Annotated in this window: 15 protein-coding genes; 8 read left to right on the top strand and 7 right to left on the bottom strand. The window is 62.2% G+C overall.

The features are described 5' to 3' along the window. The first annotated feature begins 74 nt into the window (after positions 1–74). Positions 75–968, top strand: coding sequence for a LysR family transcriptional regulator (locus HX866_RS04355; protein ID WP_177094260.1), 894 nt, complete (start codon positions 75–77; stop codon positions 966–968). A gap of 16 nt (positions 969–984) precedes the next feature. Here HX866_RS04355 and HX866_RS04350 read toward each other — a convergent pair whose 3' ends face one another. Together HX866_RS04350 and HX866_RS04345 are read right to left on the bottom strand one after the other, a co-directional pair. After that, the gene (locus tag HX866_RS04350) at positions 985–2,172 is read right to left on the bottom strand and encodes an MFS transporter (protein WP_177138232.1); all 1,188 of its coding nucleotides are present in this window, start codon (positions 2,170–2,172) and stop codon (positions 985–987) included. Further along, positions 2,169–3,200, bottom strand: a complete 1,032-nt coding sequence (locus tag HX866_RS04345) for a zinc-dependent alcohol dehydrogenase family protein (protein ID WP_177138230.1) — start codon at positions 3,198–3,200, stop codon at positions 2,169–2,171. The genes HX866_RS04350 and HX866_RS04345 overlap by 4 nt, the downstream gene beginning before the upstream one ends. 161 nt (positions 3,201–3,361) lie before the next feature. Here HX866_RS04345 and HX866_RS04340 point away from each other — a divergent pair, with 161 nt between their 5' ends. From HX866_RS04340 to HX866_RS04320, 5 genes are all read left to right on the top strand, one after another. Continuing rightward, positions 3,362–4,255, top strand: coding sequence for a LysR family transcriptional regulator (locus HX866_RS04340; RefSeq protein WP_177138228.1), 894 nt, complete (start codon positions 3,362–3,364; stop codon positions 4,253–4,255). A 141-nt stretch (positions 4,256–4,396) separates the two neighbouring features. After that, positions 4,397–4,678 carry a DUF2790 domain-containing protein gene (locus tag HX866_RS04335; RefSeq protein ID WP_177138226.1) on the top strand — a complete coding sequence of 94 codons (282 nt, stop codon included), beginning with the start codon at positions 4,397–4,399 and terminating at the stop codon, positions 4,676–4,678. A 203-nt stretch (positions 4,679–4,881) separates the two neighbouring features. Further along, a complete protein-coding gene (locus HX866_RS04330) occupies positions 4,882–5,418 on the top strand; it encodes a winged helix-turn-helix transcriptional regulator (protein WP_371318776.1) in 537 nt (178 codons plus the stop codon). A 7-nt stretch (positions 5,419–5,425) separates the two neighbouring features. Beyond that, positions 5,426–6,574 carry an HlyD family secretion protein gene (locus HX866_RS04325; protein WP_177138224.1) on the top strand — a complete coding sequence of 383 codons (1,149 nt, stop codon included), beginning with the start codon at positions 5,426–5,428 and terminating at the stop codon, positions 6,572–6,574. Continuing rightward, positions 6,571–8,163 carry a DHA2 family efflux MFS transporter permease subunit gene (locus HX866_RS04320; RefSeq protein ID WP_177138223.1) on the top strand — a complete coding sequence of 531 codons (1,593 nt, stop codon included), beginning with the start codon at positions 6,571–6,573 and terminating at the stop codon, positions 8,161–8,163. Before HX866_RS04325 ends, HX866_RS04320 begins: the two co-directional genes overlap by 4 nt. Positions 8,164–8,170: 7 nt before the next feature. Here the strand turns inward: HX866_RS04320 and HX866_RS04315 are convergent, their stop codons facing one another. Beyond that, on the bottom strand, positions 8,171–8,953 hold the full coding sequence (locus tag HX866_RS04315) for an alpha/beta fold hydrolase (RefSeq protein ID WP_177138222.1): 783 nt from the start codon (positions 8,951–8,953) through the stop codon (positions 8,171–8,173). Between the two features lie 113 nt (positions 8,954–9,066). Between HX866_RS04315 and HX866_RS04310 the strand changes: the two genes are divergently transcribed. Further along, entirely contained in the window at positions 9,067–9,975 is a 909-nt protein-coding gene (locus tag HX866_RS04310; RefSeq protein ID WP_177138221.1) for a LysR family transcriptional regulator, read from the top strand. A gap of 38 nt (positions 9,976–10,013) precedes the next feature. Here HX866_RS04310 and HX866_RS04305 read toward each other — a convergent pair whose 3' ends face one another. The 4 genes from HX866_RS04305 to HX866_RS04290 form a co-directional block, all read right to left on the bottom strand. Then, on the bottom strand, positions 10,014–11,852 hold the full coding sequence (locus HX866_RS04305; RefSeq protein ID WP_177094371.1) for an amidohydrolase: 1,839 nt from the start codon (positions 11,850–11,852) through the stop codon (positions 10,014–10,016). 50 nt (positions 11,853–11,902) lie between these two features. Next, positions 11,903–12,478, bottom strand: a complete 576-nt coding sequence (locus HX866_RS04300; RefSeq protein ID WP_177104933.1) for an antibiotic biosynthesis monooxygenase — start codon at positions 12,476–12,478, stop codon at positions 11,903–11,905. Further along, positions 12,475–12,909, bottom strand: a complete 435-nt coding sequence (locus tag HX866_RS04295) for a DoxX family protein (protein WP_177094240.1) — start codon at positions 12,907–12,909, stop codon at positions 12,475–12,477. Before HX866_RS04295 ends, HX866_RS04300 begins: the two co-directional genes overlap by 4 nt. Positions 12,910–12,978: 69 nt before the next feature. Then, positions 12,979–13,623, bottom strand: a complete 645-nt coding sequence (locus HX866_RS04290) for a hydrolase (protein ID WP_177094238.1) — start codon at positions 13,621–13,623, stop codon at positions 12,979–12,981. A 281-nt stretch (positions 13,624–13,904) separates the two neighbouring features. Between HX866_RS04290 and HX866_RS04285 the strand changes: the two genes are divergently transcribed. Then, positions 13,905–15,851: a DNA topoisomerase III gene (locus HX866_RS04285; RefSeq protein WP_177138220.1), complete on the top strand. Its 1,947-nt coding sequence runs from the start codon at positions 13,905–13,907 to the stop codon at positions 15,849–15,851. Positions 15,852–15,895 lie beyond the last annotated feature (44 nt).

Raw genomic sequence — 15,895 nt, 5'->3', positions numbered from 1 at the left:
ACGCATTGTCCGACCCATGCCATTTATTTAGAATATGGAACCATCTTCAAACATTATGAAGGAGCGAATACATAATGCGCGATCAGGAGTTTGCCAACCTCAAGGCTTTTTTTGCCGTGGCCCAGACGCTCAATTTCTCCCGGGCGGCCCAGTCGCTTGGCGTCTCGGCGTCGGCCTTGAGCCAGACCATCAAAGGCCTGGAAGAACGCTTGGGGGTTCGCTTGCTGAACCGGACAACCCGCAGCGTCTCGACCACGCAAGCCGGTGCCCGTCTGTTCGAACGCCTGGGCAGCGTGTTCGCCGACCTGGACTCGGCGCTGGAGGCACTCAACGAATACCGCGACACGCCCATCGGCACGCTGCGCATCAGTGCCCCGCAAGTGGCGATGCTGCACTTTATCCAACCGATCCTGCCCGCCTTCCAGGCCACTTATCCGGACATCCAGCTCGAACTGATTGCCGACGACAGCACCACCGACATCGTCGCCCAAGGTCATGATGCGGCCATCCGCCTGGGAGAATTTATCGAGCAGGACATGATTGCCCTCCGGCTCAGCGAACCGCTGACCCAGATAGCCGTGGCCTCGCCCAAATACCTGCAACAACGCGGTCGGCCCCAGGCACCGGCAGACCTGCTGCAACACAGCTGCGTGAACTGGCGCCGCGCCGGTGAAGCAGGGTTGTACAAGTGGCGTTTCTTCAACGACGGCACGCCGTTCGAGCTCAGCGTCAAAGGCTCGTTGGTGGTGAGCGATTGCGCCGTTGCACTGCAATCGGCGGTCGATGGCCTGGGTATCACGGTGTGGATTCGCGAGTGGATCGAAGCCGAGTTGGGCAGCGGCGCACTGGTGCCGTTGCTGGAGGAATGGTCGACGCCATTCCCCAGCTTCTATCTGTACTACCCGAGCAACCGGCAGATGTCTTCGGCCTTGCAGGTGTTTATCGCGGCGTTGCGTCAGCAGCACTGAACCCAGGCGAGGCGAATCAGGCGGCTTGCAGGGCCGGCGTCCCGGGACGCGCCTTGTCGAGCAACGATTTCGCCACGATCACCAGCAACGACAGCGCTGCGAACAGCAAACCGCAGGTGATCGTGCCCGACAGGCCATAAGCGTTGATAAACAGGCCTCCGACCCAGGCGCCAATGGCAATCCCCGCATTGGCCGCCGACACATACAGGCTGGTGGCGAACGAGTGGGCTTCAGGGGCGGCGCTGGTCAGCCACATCTGGGTGATGACCATGCCACTGGTGTGAATCGCCCCCCAGACAAACACGATCGGCAGCATCGACCCGACCGAAGCACTGCCAAAGCAATAAAGCATCCCGTAGGCCAGGCTCAACAGGATCGGAAACAGCACCACCGTCCTGACCAGGTGACGGGCCAGCGCCCTGCCCGCCAACACATTGCCCAACACCCCGCCGACACCGAAGACCACCAACAACAGGCTGATGGTCTCGCCGGCAAGACCGGTCTGGCTTTTCAGGTACTCGGCGGCATAGCTGTAGACCGCGAACTTGGTGGTGAATACCAGCACCGTGCCGATGATCGCCAGCCACACCGCCGGTTTGCGCAGGATCGACAACTGACTGGCGAAGCTTTCCGGTACGACGGCCTGGCGCGGCAACTTGAACCACAAACCCAGGCCTGCCAGAAATGTCGCCACGGCGCAGAGCAGGATCGCGGTTTCATAGGAAAAGCGCCCGGCGACCCAGGCCGTGATCGGGATGCCGAATACCAGGCCCAGGGTCGTGCCAATAAAGGCCACGGTGGTCGCATGGGCGGCGCGATCCCTGGGATAGAGCGAAATGGCCGTCGCGAATGCCGCCGAGAAAAATACCGGATGCAGCATCGCCGGCAGGATGCGCAAGGCCATCAGCGTCGAGTAGTTCGGCGCATAGGCCGAAAAAACGCTGCTCAGGGAAAAGCACAGGAGCGCCCCAATCAGCACTTTCTTGCGCTCGAAGCGGGAAAACACCAGCACCAGGAAAGGACCGCACGCCGCCACGATAAACGCGAACAGGCTCATCAGCAGGCCAGCCTGGGCCACCGTCACGCCGAAGCGTTCGACGATCAATGGCAGGATGCCGACCACGCCCAGTTCCAGGGTGTAGAGACCGAACAGGCCCAGCATGACAAAGGGCATGACGCTCAGGGGATTGATCGAACGAGTCATTTCGAGCCCAACGCGAAGTCGATTACGACCTTGCCGAACGCGCCACGATTCAGGTGCGCGAAGGCCTCGGGGACTTGCGCGAAAGCGTAGGTGGCATCGATCACCGGCTTGATCCCGTGGTGATCGATCATCCGCACCAGGTCTTCCAGTGCCCGCCGTGGCCCGACCGCCACCGCGACGATGGACGCGCGACTGCCCAGCAACGGCATGATCGGGGTTCGCAGCTCTTCGGACTCCAGCAGACCGATAATGGAGACCCGGCCACCGGGCACCACCGCTTGCAGGGAGCGTCCCAGGTTGTCGCCACCAGCCATTTCCAATACGTGATCGGCGCCACGCCCGTCGGTCAATTCCAGCACCGCCGTTTGCCACTCCGGCGTGGTGGTGCGATTGATGCCATGGCTGGCACCGAGCTTGATCGCCTCGGCGATCTTCGCGTCACTGCTGCTGGTGACAATCACCTTCGCCCCGCTGGCCGCCGCCAATTGCACGGCGAACAGCGATACTCCGCCAGTGCCCTGGACCACCACAGTCTGCCCGGCATGCAAGTGCCCCAGTTCGATCAGCGCCATCCAGGCGGTCAAGGCGGCGATGGGCAGCGTGCTGGCCTCCACCGGGGTCAGGTTTTTCGGCGCACGCACGCACCACTCGGCTGGCGTCACGACGTACTGCGCGAGCATCCCTTGAATCGGCCCGCCCTGGGTCGGCATTTCAGCCCAGGTCTTGGGATTACCATCGATCCAGTTGGTAATGTAGGTGGAGATGACGCGCTCGCCTACACTGAAACGAGTCACGCCCTCGCCCACCGCGACGACGGTCCCAGCCATGTCGGAGGCGGGTGTGAACGGAAAGGCCAGCGCCGCCGTCATGCCGTTTTCGGCCACTTGAGTGTCACGGTAGTTGAGCGACACGGCCTCGATTTTGATCAGGATTTCCCCAGCTTTCGGGACTGGACGCGGTGCGGCGGCCAAGCTCAGATTATCCAGGCCGAACGAGGAAATTTCCCAGCGATTCATGATTGCGGACATGACGGTGATCTCGGTTGATGAACGATGTGGCGATGATAGGAGTCCTCCAGGCTCCGATTAAGTAGGTGACAGATCCGTTATCTGCGGAGGTTTTATTCCGCAATCAGGTTAGGATACGCAACCGCCGGACCGGCAATCAGGCCCAGGGTCGAGAGTGGAAGATGGATAGCTTGAGCAGTTTGAATGTCTTCGTCTCCGTGGCGCAGACCCGCAGTTTTGTCGCCACCGGACGCCTGCTGGGAGTGTCCGCCTCGGCCATCGGCAAGAGCATCGTGCGGCTGGAGGAACGCTTTGGCGTGCGCCTGTTCAACCGCAGTACGCGTAGCGTCACCCTGACCGAGGAAGGCTCGCGTTTTCTGGAGCGCAGCCTGCGCATCCTGGCGGAGATCGAAGCCGCCGAGGCCGAGTTCTCCCAGACCACCAGTGCTCCCAGCGGACGCCTGAAGATCAGCCTGCCGCTGGTGGACGCGCCCTTTCTGCCGGTCCTGGCCCAGTTCAAGAAAGCCTATCCAGCCATCGACCTGGACCTGACCTTCGACGATCGCCGGGTCGATGTCATCGAAGAGGGCTACGACGCGGTGATTCGCAGCGGCGAAGTGCCCGACTCCAGCCTGACCTCCCGTCATCTGGGCACTTATCAAATGATCCTGGTGGGCTCACCGGACTACTTCGCGGAGCATGGCGTGCCCCACTCGCCCCTCGACCTGATGCAGCACAGCTGCATTCAATTTCGCTTCCCCAACACCGGCAAGTTGCAGGTCTGGCCACTGAACCGCGAAGCCCAGGACATTGACCTGCAACTCCCCACCTCGATGGTCTGCAACAACCTGGAGGCACGCATCGTGTTCGCCGTGCAGGGGATCGGCATTGCCTACCTGCCGGACTTCGCCATCCGCGAATGGCTGGAACGGGGGAAGCTGGCCAGGGTCCTCGATGACTGCTCCGAGTCCGGTGTCTATCGGCTCATGTGGCCTTCCGGAAAGTACCCGTCACTGAAGTTGCGGGTGTTCATCGACTTCCTCAAAGCCCAGCTGTTTCCCGAACAGCGCCAGTAACTCCCGGCGCCTGAGCAGTATCGATCACACTGATATCCGCTATTGGCAAGGATCCGTTCTATTGAAGGCGGTGCCGTTCGTAAAATGGCCACCACTGCCTCACTACCATCAGGTGAGGAGGATGTCTTTCCGGAGACCGCCATGAAATACCTTCTGTTTATCCTGCTGTCGCTGTTCAGCCTGGTTGCCACCGCTCAAGGTCATGCGACCGCAGCCCCCCAAAGCCAGGGCGCAACCGCCAGCACCAGCACCGAACCCTACGACTATTCCGAAGACCTGGACATGGCCAAGGCCGTGCGCGCCGACAGTGCCGCCGCGTCCGACTGTGGTCCGGTGCAGGGGCATGTGGTCTACGTCGACGGCCAGGGCGTACGCCACGAAATGAACTTCATTCGCCTGGGCGATGCCTGCCAGCACGGCTGATCGCCAGGCCGCTCAAACCGCCAGATAATCCAAGCCCTCTCGGACGTCGAACACCTGTCGGCGTCTGCCCCCCCTTTCGCTCATCGACCTCTCGTCCCCTGCCTGAAAATACCTGTCTGTAGTGACTTGCAAATTGAAAGTCGCAAGAATATATTACCATCATAATATTATCAGCATAATATCCCGCACCTTCAGAGGTCCCGATGATGAAAAGGACAAGCCTGGCCCACCTGCACTGCCCCGTGGCACGCAGCCTTGAACAGGTCGGCCAGTGGTGGAACATCCTGATCCTGCGGGACGCTTTCTACGGTCTCAGCCGCTTCGACCAATTCCAGGAAAGCCTCGGGATTGCTCCCAGCATCCTGACCCGGCGCCTCAATGACCTGGTCGAAAGCGGGTTGCTCGAACGCCAGGCCTACAACGATGCCCCACCGCGCTTCGACTACCTGCTGACCGCCCAGGGCCGGGACTTCAGACCGGTGCTGCTGACCCTGATGGATTGGGGTAACAAGCACCTTTCGCCGGAAGGTCCCGCCACCCAACTCGTCGACGGCGCCAGCGGCGAAGTCGTCGAACTGGCCTTGATCGACAGCCACACCGGCCAGGCCATCAGCCGGCGACACAAGGTCGTGGCCGGTCCGACCGCCGACGAGCCCATGCGTCGGCGCTTTGAAAAACGTCGTCAACTGGCGGCACTGCAACACCCTGATATCGCTCCCCCACTCCCTGCCAACCGGTAACCCCGCCATGACCAACCTGTCCTCGGCCGCTGCCCCTGAACTGGCCGTTCAGAAAAAACCCGTGCTGTTCAAGCGGCTCGTGCTGCTGACAGCCGCCACTGGCGTATTGGTATTCGCCGGTTTCTACGGCCTGCACTGGTGGACCGCCGGGCGCTTTATCGAAAGCACCGACGATGCCTATATCGGCGCCGATGTGACGGTGATCGGGCCAAAAGTGCCGGGCTATATCGCCGAGCTCAAGGTCACTGACAATCAGTTCGTGCATGCTGGCGACCTGCTGGTGAAGATCGACGACCGCGACTATGTCGCCGCCCTGCAAAAGGCCGAAGGCGCGGTGGCGGCGCAACAGGCGCTGCTGGCCAACCTCGACGCCACCGAGCAGTTGCAACACGCGGTGATCAGCCAGGCCCGGGCCGGCATCGATGCGGCCAATGCGGAAACCGTGCGCTCGCGCAACGACCACGCCCGTTACGAAAGCCTGGTGGGCCGTTCGGCAGTGTCGGTGGAAAGTGCCCAACGGGTCGACGCCACCTTCAAGACCGCCCAGGCCAATGGCGCCAAGGCACAAGCCACGTTGTTGGCCAACCAGCGCCAGGTGGACGTGATCGAAACCCAGAAACTGCAGGCCAAAGCCGCGCTGATGCAAGCCGTCGCCGAACGCGACATGGCTCGCCTGAACCTCTCCTACACCGAATTGCGTGCACCGGTGGACGGCGTGATCGGCAACCGTCGGGCCCGGGTCGGTGCCTTTGCCGCGGCCGGTTCGCAGTTGCTTTCCGTGGTGCCACAACAGGGCCTTTGGGTCGACGCCAACTTCAAGGAAGACCAGTTGACCCACATGCTCCCCGGCCAGGCGGTGTCCATCCGCGCCGACGTGCTGCCCGGCAAGGTCTTCCATGGTCACCTGGACAGCCTGGCCCCGGCCACCGGCGCCCAGTTCAGCGTGCTGCCACCGGAAAACGCCACCGGCAACTTCACCAAGATCGTCCAGCGGGTACCGGTCCGGGTCATGCTCGACCAGGCCGACGGTGTACTCGGGCAACTTCGCCCGGGGCTCTCCGTCACCGCCGAAGTGGATACCCTGCACACCGCCAGTGACGTCGCCAGTCGCCCATCGGTTGATGGCTCCGCCAGCCAACTGGTCAGCACACCATGAGTACCCGCGCCCCAGCCAAACCTTTCGACGCGGCGTCGATGAGCACCTCGGTCAAGGTGTTCGCCTTCGCCACCCTCTGCGTGGGCATGTTTATCGCCCTGCTGGATATCCAGATCGTCTCCGCTTCATTGCGTGATATCGGCGGCGGACTGTCCGCCGGTACCGACGAAACCGCCTGGGTGCAGACCAGCTACCTGATCGCCGAAATCATCGTGATCCCACTGTCAGGCTGGCTGTCGCGGGTGTTTTCCACACGCTGGCTATTCTGTGCCTCGGCGGTGGGTTTCACCCTGGCCAGCCTGCTCTGCGGTGTGGCCTGGAACATCCAGAGCATGATCACGTTTCGCGCTTTGCAGGGTTTCCTCGGCGGCTCGATGATCCCCCTGGTCTTTACCTCGGCGTTCATGTTCTTCGGCGGTAAACAGCGTGTCATCGCCGCTGCGACCATCGGCGCCATCGCTTCACTGGCACCGACCCTCGGCCCGGTGATCGGCGGCTGGATTACCGATATTTCCTCCTGGCACTGGTTGTTCTACATCAACCTGGTGCCCGGCATTTTTGTCGCGGTGATGGTGCCGATGCTGGTGCGGATTGATGAGCCCGACCTGCGCCTGATCAAGGGCGCCGACTACCTGAGCATGCTGCTGATGGCGGTGTTTCTTGGCTGCCTTGAATACACCCTGGAAGAAGGCCCGCGTTGGAACTGGTTCAGTGACAGTACCATCCTGGCCACCGCCTGGATTTCCGGCCTGGCCGGGCTGGCCTTTGTCAGTCGCAGCCTGATGGTGGCCAATCCGGTGGTCGACCTGCGCGCACTCAAGGAGCGCAATTTTGCCCTCGGTTGCTTCTTCTCCTTCGTCACCGGGATCGGGCTGTTCGCGACCATTTACCTCACCCCGCTGTTTCTCGGCCGGGTGCGCGGCTACAGCGCGCTGGACATCGGCCTGGCGATCTTCTCCACCGGCCTGTTCCAGTTGGCGGCGATTCCGCTGTACGCGTTCTTTGCCAACCGGGTCGATCTGCGCTGGTTGATGATGGTCGGGCTGGGGCTGTTTGCCGTGTCGATGTGGGACTTCTCACCGCTGACCCATGACTGGGGCGGCAAGGAACTGATGCTGCCCCAGGCACTGCGGGGCATGGCCCAGCAATTCGCCGTGCCACCCACCGTGACCCTGACCCTCGGCGCCCTGGCCCCTGCGCGACTGAAGCAGGCTTCAGGCCTGTTCAACCTGATGCGCAACCTGGGCGGCGCCATTGGTATCGCGGCTTGTGCGACGATTCTCAATGATCGGACCAACCTGCATTTCAGTCGGTTGGCCGAGCATCTGAACAGCACCAACGAAGCGTTGAACCAGTGGATGACCACGGTCGGCGGCAACTTCGCCAACCTCGGCCAGACGGGTAGCGAAGGGACCACTGCCAGCCTGCAACAACTCTGGCAACTGACCTACCGCGAGGCGCAGACCCAGAGTTATGCCGACACCTTCCTGGTGATCATGGTCTGCTTCATCATCGCGGCGGCGATGGTCCCACTGATGCACAAAGTCAAACCGCCGCCGGCTGCGGCAGCCTCGCCCGATGCACATTGAGGGGGCATCAGCGGCCAAGTCCTTCGACAAAACGCTGGATAGCCCCGGCGACTTCATCCGCCGACTCCAGCGGCGACAGATGCCCGGTACCGGCCAGCTCATACAAGGTGGCCTGGGGAATCCGCGAGAGTACTTCGGCCCGTAATACCTCAACGGGATCGACCCGGTCCCGCTCACCGGCGATCACCAGGGTCGGCACCTCGATCGCCGCTACTTCTGCCGTGATGTCCTCGCGGCTGGTCGAACAGGGCCAGGCCGCCTTGGCTTGCGGTGCGCCACGCAGGCTGTCCTCGATCACCTGTTCGTGATGCTTCAGGCTCAAGGGCTTCGCCGTCAGCATATGCTCGATAGCCATCGCCACTGACTCACGTGACTCATAAGCCGTCTCCATGGCTGCCTGCACCTCGGCCGGGAGCCGCAGCGGCCCGGGCGGCGATGGCGCCACCAGCACCAAGCCGATCAAACCGGCCGGACGCCGCGAGGCGAACAGTTGCGCGATCTTGCCGCCCATGGAATGACCGATCAGCACGTAGCTGCCGAGGTTCAATGCGGTAATCACCGCCAGGGTATCGTCGACAAAATCGGCCAGGGCATAACCGCTGGTAGGCCCTTGCGAATCGCCCCAGCCGCGATGGTCATGGGCGATGCTGCGGTAATGGCTGGGCAGCGCCGCGCGCACGTCGTCCCAGGTGCGTGACGAACCGCCCCAGTAGTGCAGGAACACCAGGGCCGGCGAACTGGCACCGCGATCGCTGACTTCGAGTTGAATACCGTTGGAAACTACTTTCATATCGATCTCCAGAGACTGAATGTCTGGAGGCGATCGTAGATCAAGGCAAATAAAGCGATAATCCGGTTATTTCTATTATCAGCCAATCACCAGGCTATCGACTGGAGTGCCATATGGACCGTTTCATGAGCCTCAAGGTGTTCAGCGCTGCGGTCGAAGCCGGCAGTCTGGTGGCCGCGGGTCGCCGTTTCGGGCTGTCGGCGTCCATGGCCGGCAAGTACCTCAGCGCCCTGGAAGCCGAGTTGAGTGTGCGGCTGATCCAGCGCAGCACCCGCAGCCTGAGCCTGACCGAGGCCGGTCGGGCCTACCACGCTCGTTGCCAGCGAATTCTCGAAGCCCTTGAGGAAGCCGACCGGGAAGCCAGCGATACCCAGCATGCCCTGCACGGGAAATTGCGCATTTGCGCGCCGGTGACCTTCGGTTCCCTGCACCTGGCACAACCGCTGGCGCGGTTCATGGCCGAACACCCGCAGCTCGATACCGAAATCGTGCTCGACGATCGTTATGTGGACTTGCATACCGCCGGTATCGACATCGCCATCCGCATCGGTCGCCTGCCGGATTCGCAACTGATTGCCCGAGCGCTGGCGCCCTGCCGGATGGTGCTCTGCGCAGCCCCGGCATTCCTGCAGCGTGAAGGTATGCCGTTGCGCCCCGAAGACCTGCGCAACACCCCGCGCCTGGCCTTCAGCGAAGCTGTCTCCAGCGGCGCCTGGACCTTGAACGACTCACAACGACAACCCCATCTGATCGACGGGCCGCTGCGCATGCACGCCAACAACATGCATATGCTGCTGGCGGCGACATTGGCGGGACTGGGTATTGCCTACGGCCCGACCTTTGTCTTCGGGCAGGCGCTGGCTGCGGGAGATCTGGTAAAGCTGTTGCCCGATTTCAGCATCCCCGACCTGACCATCCAGGCCGTCTATCCGACCGCCCGATACGTGCCGTCCAAGGTCCGCTGCTTTATCGACTACATGGCCGCTGAATTCGAAGGTCTACCGGCCTGGGATCGTTTCTGAAAACGGGCGGGACAGTAACGTCCCGCCCGATATTCGACTCAGAACGCGAAACACGAACAGCCAAAGGCACCCCAGAAACCCTGGAAGTCACTGACCGGCACACTCGACATCCGCGCCCGCTCATGACCGTGGGCATGCACCCCGCAAGGACCGCTGCACTGGTGAACCTGGGCCTGCAACGGCGAGTTCGGCCGCCAGTGCCCCGGCACCTTGACCACCGGCGACCAGTCCGGGGTCACGGGCAGCGTTGGCGGTGCGAGCTTGTCAAAATCCCCCGCCCCATGCACCACCTTGCCGTCGACCACCGTCAACACCGATTCGATCCACTTGATGGCCTCGGCCTCGACGCTGAAATAGTCCGCCGACAGCGCCACCAGGTCGGCCAGTTGCCCGACCTTGATCTGGCCTTTCTTGCCCTGCTCCGAAGAAAACCAGGCGCTGCCATGGGTGTACAGCTCCAGCGCGGTTTCCCGTGGCAAGCCCTCCGGGTAGAGCTCAAGCCCACCGACGGTACGCCCACTGACCATCCAGTACAGCGAGGTCCAGGGGTTGTAGCTCGACACTCGGGTCGCATCGGTACCGGCACCCACCGGCACGCCCTCGGCCAGCATGCGCTTGATCGGCGGTGTCGCTTCGGCTGCCTTGGCGCCATAACGCTCGACGAAGTATTCGCCCTGGAAGGCCATGCGGTCCTGAATGGCAATACCGCCGCCCAGCGCCCGTACCCGCTCGATGTTTTTTGGCGTGATGGTTTCGCAGTGATCGAAAAACCACGGCAGACCATTGAAGGGAATATCCCGGTTGACCTTCTCGAAGACATCCAGCATCCGCGAAATGGATTCGTCATAGGTCGCGTGCAGGCGGAATGGCCAGCGTTGCTCCACCAGATGGCGGACCACCGGCTCCAGCTCCTCTTCCATGGTCTGCGGCAGGTCCGGACGCGGCTCGAGGAAGTCTTCGAAATCCGCCGCCGAGAACACCAGCATCTCCCCTGCCCCGTTGTGCCGCAGGAAGTCGTCGCCCTGGCCGTAGGTCACCTTGCTGGTCCAGTTCTTGAAATCCGCCAGCTCTTCCTTGGGCTTCTGGGTAAACAGGTTGTAGGCGATCCGGACGGTCAGTTGCTGCTTGGCCGCCAGTTCGTTGATGACCGCATAGTCGTCTGGATAATTCTGGAAACCGCCGCCGGCATCGATGGCGCTAGTGACGCCCAGGCGATTGAGTTCACGCATGAACTGGCGGGTCGAGTTGACCTGATACTCCAGCGGCAGCTTCGGCCCCTTGGCCAGGGTCGAGTAGAGGATCATCGCGTTGGGCCGGGCAACCAGCATACCGGTCGGCTCGCCCTTGGCATCGCGGACAATCTCGCCACCCGGCGGGTTCGGCGTATCGCGGTTGTAGCCCACCACCCGCAGCGCCGCACGGTTGAGCAAGGCACGGTCATACAGGTGCAGGACAAACACCGGGGTGTCCGGCGCCGCCTTGTTCAGTTCTTCCAGGGTCGGCATGCGTTTTTCGGCGAACTGGAATTCGTTCCAGCCACCCACCACCCGCACCCATTGCGGCGCCGGGGTGCGCTCGGCCTGGTCCTTGAGCAGGCGCAGTGCATCCACCAGGGAGGGCACGCCTTCCCAGCGCAGTTCCAAGTTGTAGTTCAGGCCACCACGGATCAGGTGCAGGTGCGAGTCGTTGAGCCCGGGGATGACGGTGCGGCCCTTGAGGTCGATCACCTTCGTGGCGCTACCGCGCAAGGCCATGGCCTCACCGTCGTTACCCACGGCGATAAAACGACCGTCCTTGATCGCCACCGCAGTGGCCTTGGGTTGAGCCCGGTCGACGGTGTGCAGACGGCCGTTGTGCAGAATCAGGTCAGCGATCACATTGCTCATATCAGTTCTCCTTGCTTGACGGAATGTAGCGGTCAGCGAAATCAGTGGTTTGCCGGTTGCAGCCAGCGGCTGAACAGGCGGGTCGCACGGGGCATGAACACATAGACCACCAACCCGACAATGCTCATGGTGATCAACACGTTGGATTGCACGTAGCCACCCAGCCAGGGCCACAGGGTGAACACCGGGCGCCACACCATAGGCACCAGAAAAATCAGCGGCATGATCACCAGAAAGGTCACGCAAGCCTGTTTCCAGCGCGGCACCGGGGCTGGCGAGCCGACTTCGGCCGGCGTGAACCAGAACTCGCGGTCGGCGTTGATCTCGGTCTGGTCGCCGTCGGCCAGCATCGGCTGGGCCTCCTCCACCAACTCACGCCGGTCATTGGAGTCCAGCCAGTGTTGCAGTTGTTCGGTAGACGCGAAACGCAGCACGCTGGTAAACAGCGTTTGTCCGTGGCTGTGCCCACGCACCACATCAATGCCAAGGTGCCCAGGATAGCTGCGAGCCATGGCGATGGTGCGACGTAGCCAGGTTTCATAGGCCTGGTCCTGGCCCTTCTTGATCCGATGGCGGACCAGCAAGGTCACCACGCCATCCAATAATTCGATATTCATGGACGTTGACTCCCCAGGCGGGCGAACAATGGGAAACGCCGGTCCAGGGCGATGCTTCCGGAACCGCCGATCAGCAGGGCGAAGAAGACAATCACCAGCAACCAGGCGAACTGCCCTTCGGCCAGGCTCCACTCAGGGTGCACCCAGACCAGCGAAACCAGCAGCAGGAAGAGTAGCGGCAATGTGGCCAGGCGCGTCAGCAGACCGAGGATGATCAACAGCGGACACAACACTTCGGCAAAAATCGCCAGGCTCAGGGTCAGGTGCGCCCCCAGGCCGAAAGGGTCTTCGATCAATGTCAGTTGGTGCTGAAAGTCCAGCAGCTTGGGCAAGCCATGAACCCGCAACAACAAGGCCGAACCGGCCAGGCGTAACCAGAGCAGTGCCCAGTCAGCCGAAATGCGAGAGGACAACAAGGGACTAGCGACCATGTCAGGTCTCCCAGGGAGGGCTCGAGGAAATGAGGCGTCGGGCGCGACCGGCGCGCCCGACTCACTTCACTACTTGGCTTGGCGTTGCGGTGCGTTGTGAACCATGGTGTAGGCATAGTCCACCCCCATGCCGTAGGCGCCGCTGTGCTCACGCACCAGATCCATCACCGCGTCGTAGGTTTCCTTGTGGGCCCAGTCACGCTGGAATTCGAGCAGGACCTGTTGCCAGGTCACCGGAACGGCGCCAGCCTGGATCATCCGTTGCACGGACATGTCGTGGGCCTCCTGGGTGGTGCCGCCGGACGCGTCGGTGACGATGTACACCTCAAAACCTTCGGCCATGGCTTCCAGGGCCGGGAAGTTCAGGCAGACCTCGGTCCACAGGGCGGCCATGATCAGCTTCTTGCGACCGGTGGCCTTCACCGCCTCGACGAGCTTCTTGTCTTCCCAGGAGTTCATCGAGGTGCGCTCGATGGGTTCTGCGCCGGGATTGACCGCCAGCAGCTCAGGCCAGATATAACCGCTGAAGCTCTTGGTTTCCACCGAGGTGTAGATCGTCGGCACGTTGAAGATCTTTGCTGCCTTGGCCAAGCCCACGGTGTTGTTCTTCAGGGTCTGACGGTCGATCGATTGCACGCCGAAAGACATCTGCGGCTGGTGGTCGATCAGGATCAGGGTGGAGTTGGTTGGGTTGAGCAGTTCACGGATAGACATGACGAGTTCCTTTTGGCTGTCGAAGATCTGGGTAGTCTGGTAGCTCGACGCGCTCTGCGCTTGGACGTATGTGCTGCCGGCTTGGAATGGACTTTAGGGTATCGACAAAAAAGGAACAATCACCCTAAATAGAGAATCATTGATTCAATTATTGTGACAATAAAAAGCCCCGGATCTATCGGGCAATCTTTAGCTGTATATTCATACAGATAAAGATTGCCCGACGCGCCAACACTGAGCATCCTGTAGCACTTGCCAGGTACTGATGAAACAAGGTGGTTATGCGGTTGTTCCTCTGCGAGAAGCCCTCCCAGGCCAAAGACATTGCTGCCGTACTCGGTGCCACGCGCCGTGGCGACGGCTGCTGGGTGGGCCCGAACACCACCGTGACCTGGTGCATCGGTCACTTGCTGGAAACCGCCCCGCCGGATGCCTACGATGCCCGCTATAAGCGCTGGGTGCTGGCCGACCTGCCCATCGTTCCGGAAAAATGGAAGATGCAGGTCAAGCCCAAGACCGCCAGCCAGTACAAGGCGGTCAAGCGCCTGCTGGGCGAGGCCTCGGAACTGGTGATTGCCACCGACGCCGACCGCGAAGGGGAAATGATCGCCCGGGAGCTGGTGGAGCATTGTCGCTATCGCGGGTCGATCCAGCGGCTCTGGCTGTCGGCGCTCGACGACGCCTCGATCCGCAAGGCACTGGCGGCGCTCAAGCCCGGCGGCGAAACCTTTTCGCTCTATCATTCGGCCCTGGGGCGCTCCCGGGCCGACTGGCTGATCGGCATGAACATGAGCCGCCTGTTCACCCTGCTCGGCCGCCAGTCCGGTTACCAGGGCGTGCTGCCGGTGGGCCGCGTGCAAACCCCGACCTTGCGCCTGGTGGTGGACCGCGACCGCAGTATCGCCGACTTCGTGCCCGTGGCCTTCTGGGCGATCGACGTCCACCTGCTGCACGACGGCCAGCCCTTCATCGCGCAATGGCGCGCGCCGCAGGACGCCTGTGACGATCAGGACCGCTGCCTCAACCAGACCCTCGCGCAACAGGCCGCGAGCGATATGGGCGCGGCGTCCAGCGCCAGGGTGGTGAAGCTCAAGACCGAGCGGATTCGCGAGGCGGCGCCCCTGCCCTTCGATCTCGGCACCTTGCAGGAAGTCTGTTCGAAAAGGCTCGGACTGGGCGCCCAGGAGACACTGGATATTGCCCAATCGCTGTATGAAACCCACAAGGTCATCACCTACCCGCGCAGCGATTGCGGCTTTCTGCCCCTGAGTCAGCACGCTGACGCGAGTCGGATACTGGCGGCACTGGAGCGGGCCGACCCGAGCCTGGAAAAACTGGCGCCGTATCTCGATCCGACGCGCCGCTCACGGGCCTGGAACGATGCCAAGGTCACTGCCCACCACGGCATTATCCCGACGGGCACGGGCGCCAGCCTCGAGCGCTTGCAAGGCAAACCGCGCGCCGTCTACAGCCTGATTCGTGCCCGTTACCTGGCGCAGTTCCTGCCCAATCACGAATACGACCGGACCCAGGCCGATTTCGATTGTGCAGCGCAGGCACTGCGGGCCGTGGGCAAACAGATCGTCGAGCCAGGCTGGAAACGGGCCTTGCCGGAAGCGCTGGCGCCGGCCAAGGGTCGCGAAGCCCCCGAGCCCCAGGCCTTGCCGGCGTTGCGCGAGGGCACCGAATGCGCGGTGAGCCGGATCGATCTCAAGGACCTCTGGACCCAGCCGCCAAAACCGTTCACCGAAGGCGACCTGATCAAGGCGATGAAAAACGTCGCCAAGTACGTAGAGGACCCGCGCCTCAAACAGAAACTCAAGGACACCACCGGCATCGGCACCGAAGCCACCCGCGCCGGCATCATCCAGGGCTTGCTCGATCGCAGCTACCTGGTCAAGCACGGGAAAAGCCTGTCCGCGACCCCCGCGGCCTTCAGCCTGATCGATGCGGTACCGCGGGCGATTGCCGACCCGGGTACCACGGCGATCTGGGAGCAGGCGCTGGACATGGTGCAAAGCGGCGAGATGAGCCTGGAAGAGTTCGTTGCCAAGCAGGCGGCATGGATGAGCAAGCAAGTGGGACGCTGTGTCGAATTGAAGTTGCAGATCAGCATGCCGGCCGGGATGGCGGGAAAAGGTGCCGCGCCCTGGAAGAAGAAACGCAAGGCCACGGGAGCCAAGACAACAAGGACCCGACGCCCCCCGAAATCAGCGGCTAACGCCTGACGAATCAATCATTCCCACGCAAGAGTGTGGGAATGATCAAATCC

Origin of the sequence: Pseudomonas gingeri (assembly GCF_013386165.1) — a bacterium.
Lineage (GTDB): Bacteria > Pseudomonadota > Gammaproteobacteria > Pseudomonadales > Pseudomonadaceae > Aquipseudomonas > Aquipseudomonas gingeri_C.
Note: the sequence above shows the minus strand (reverse complement) of the source record. Positions and strands in the feature narration are given on the sequence as shown.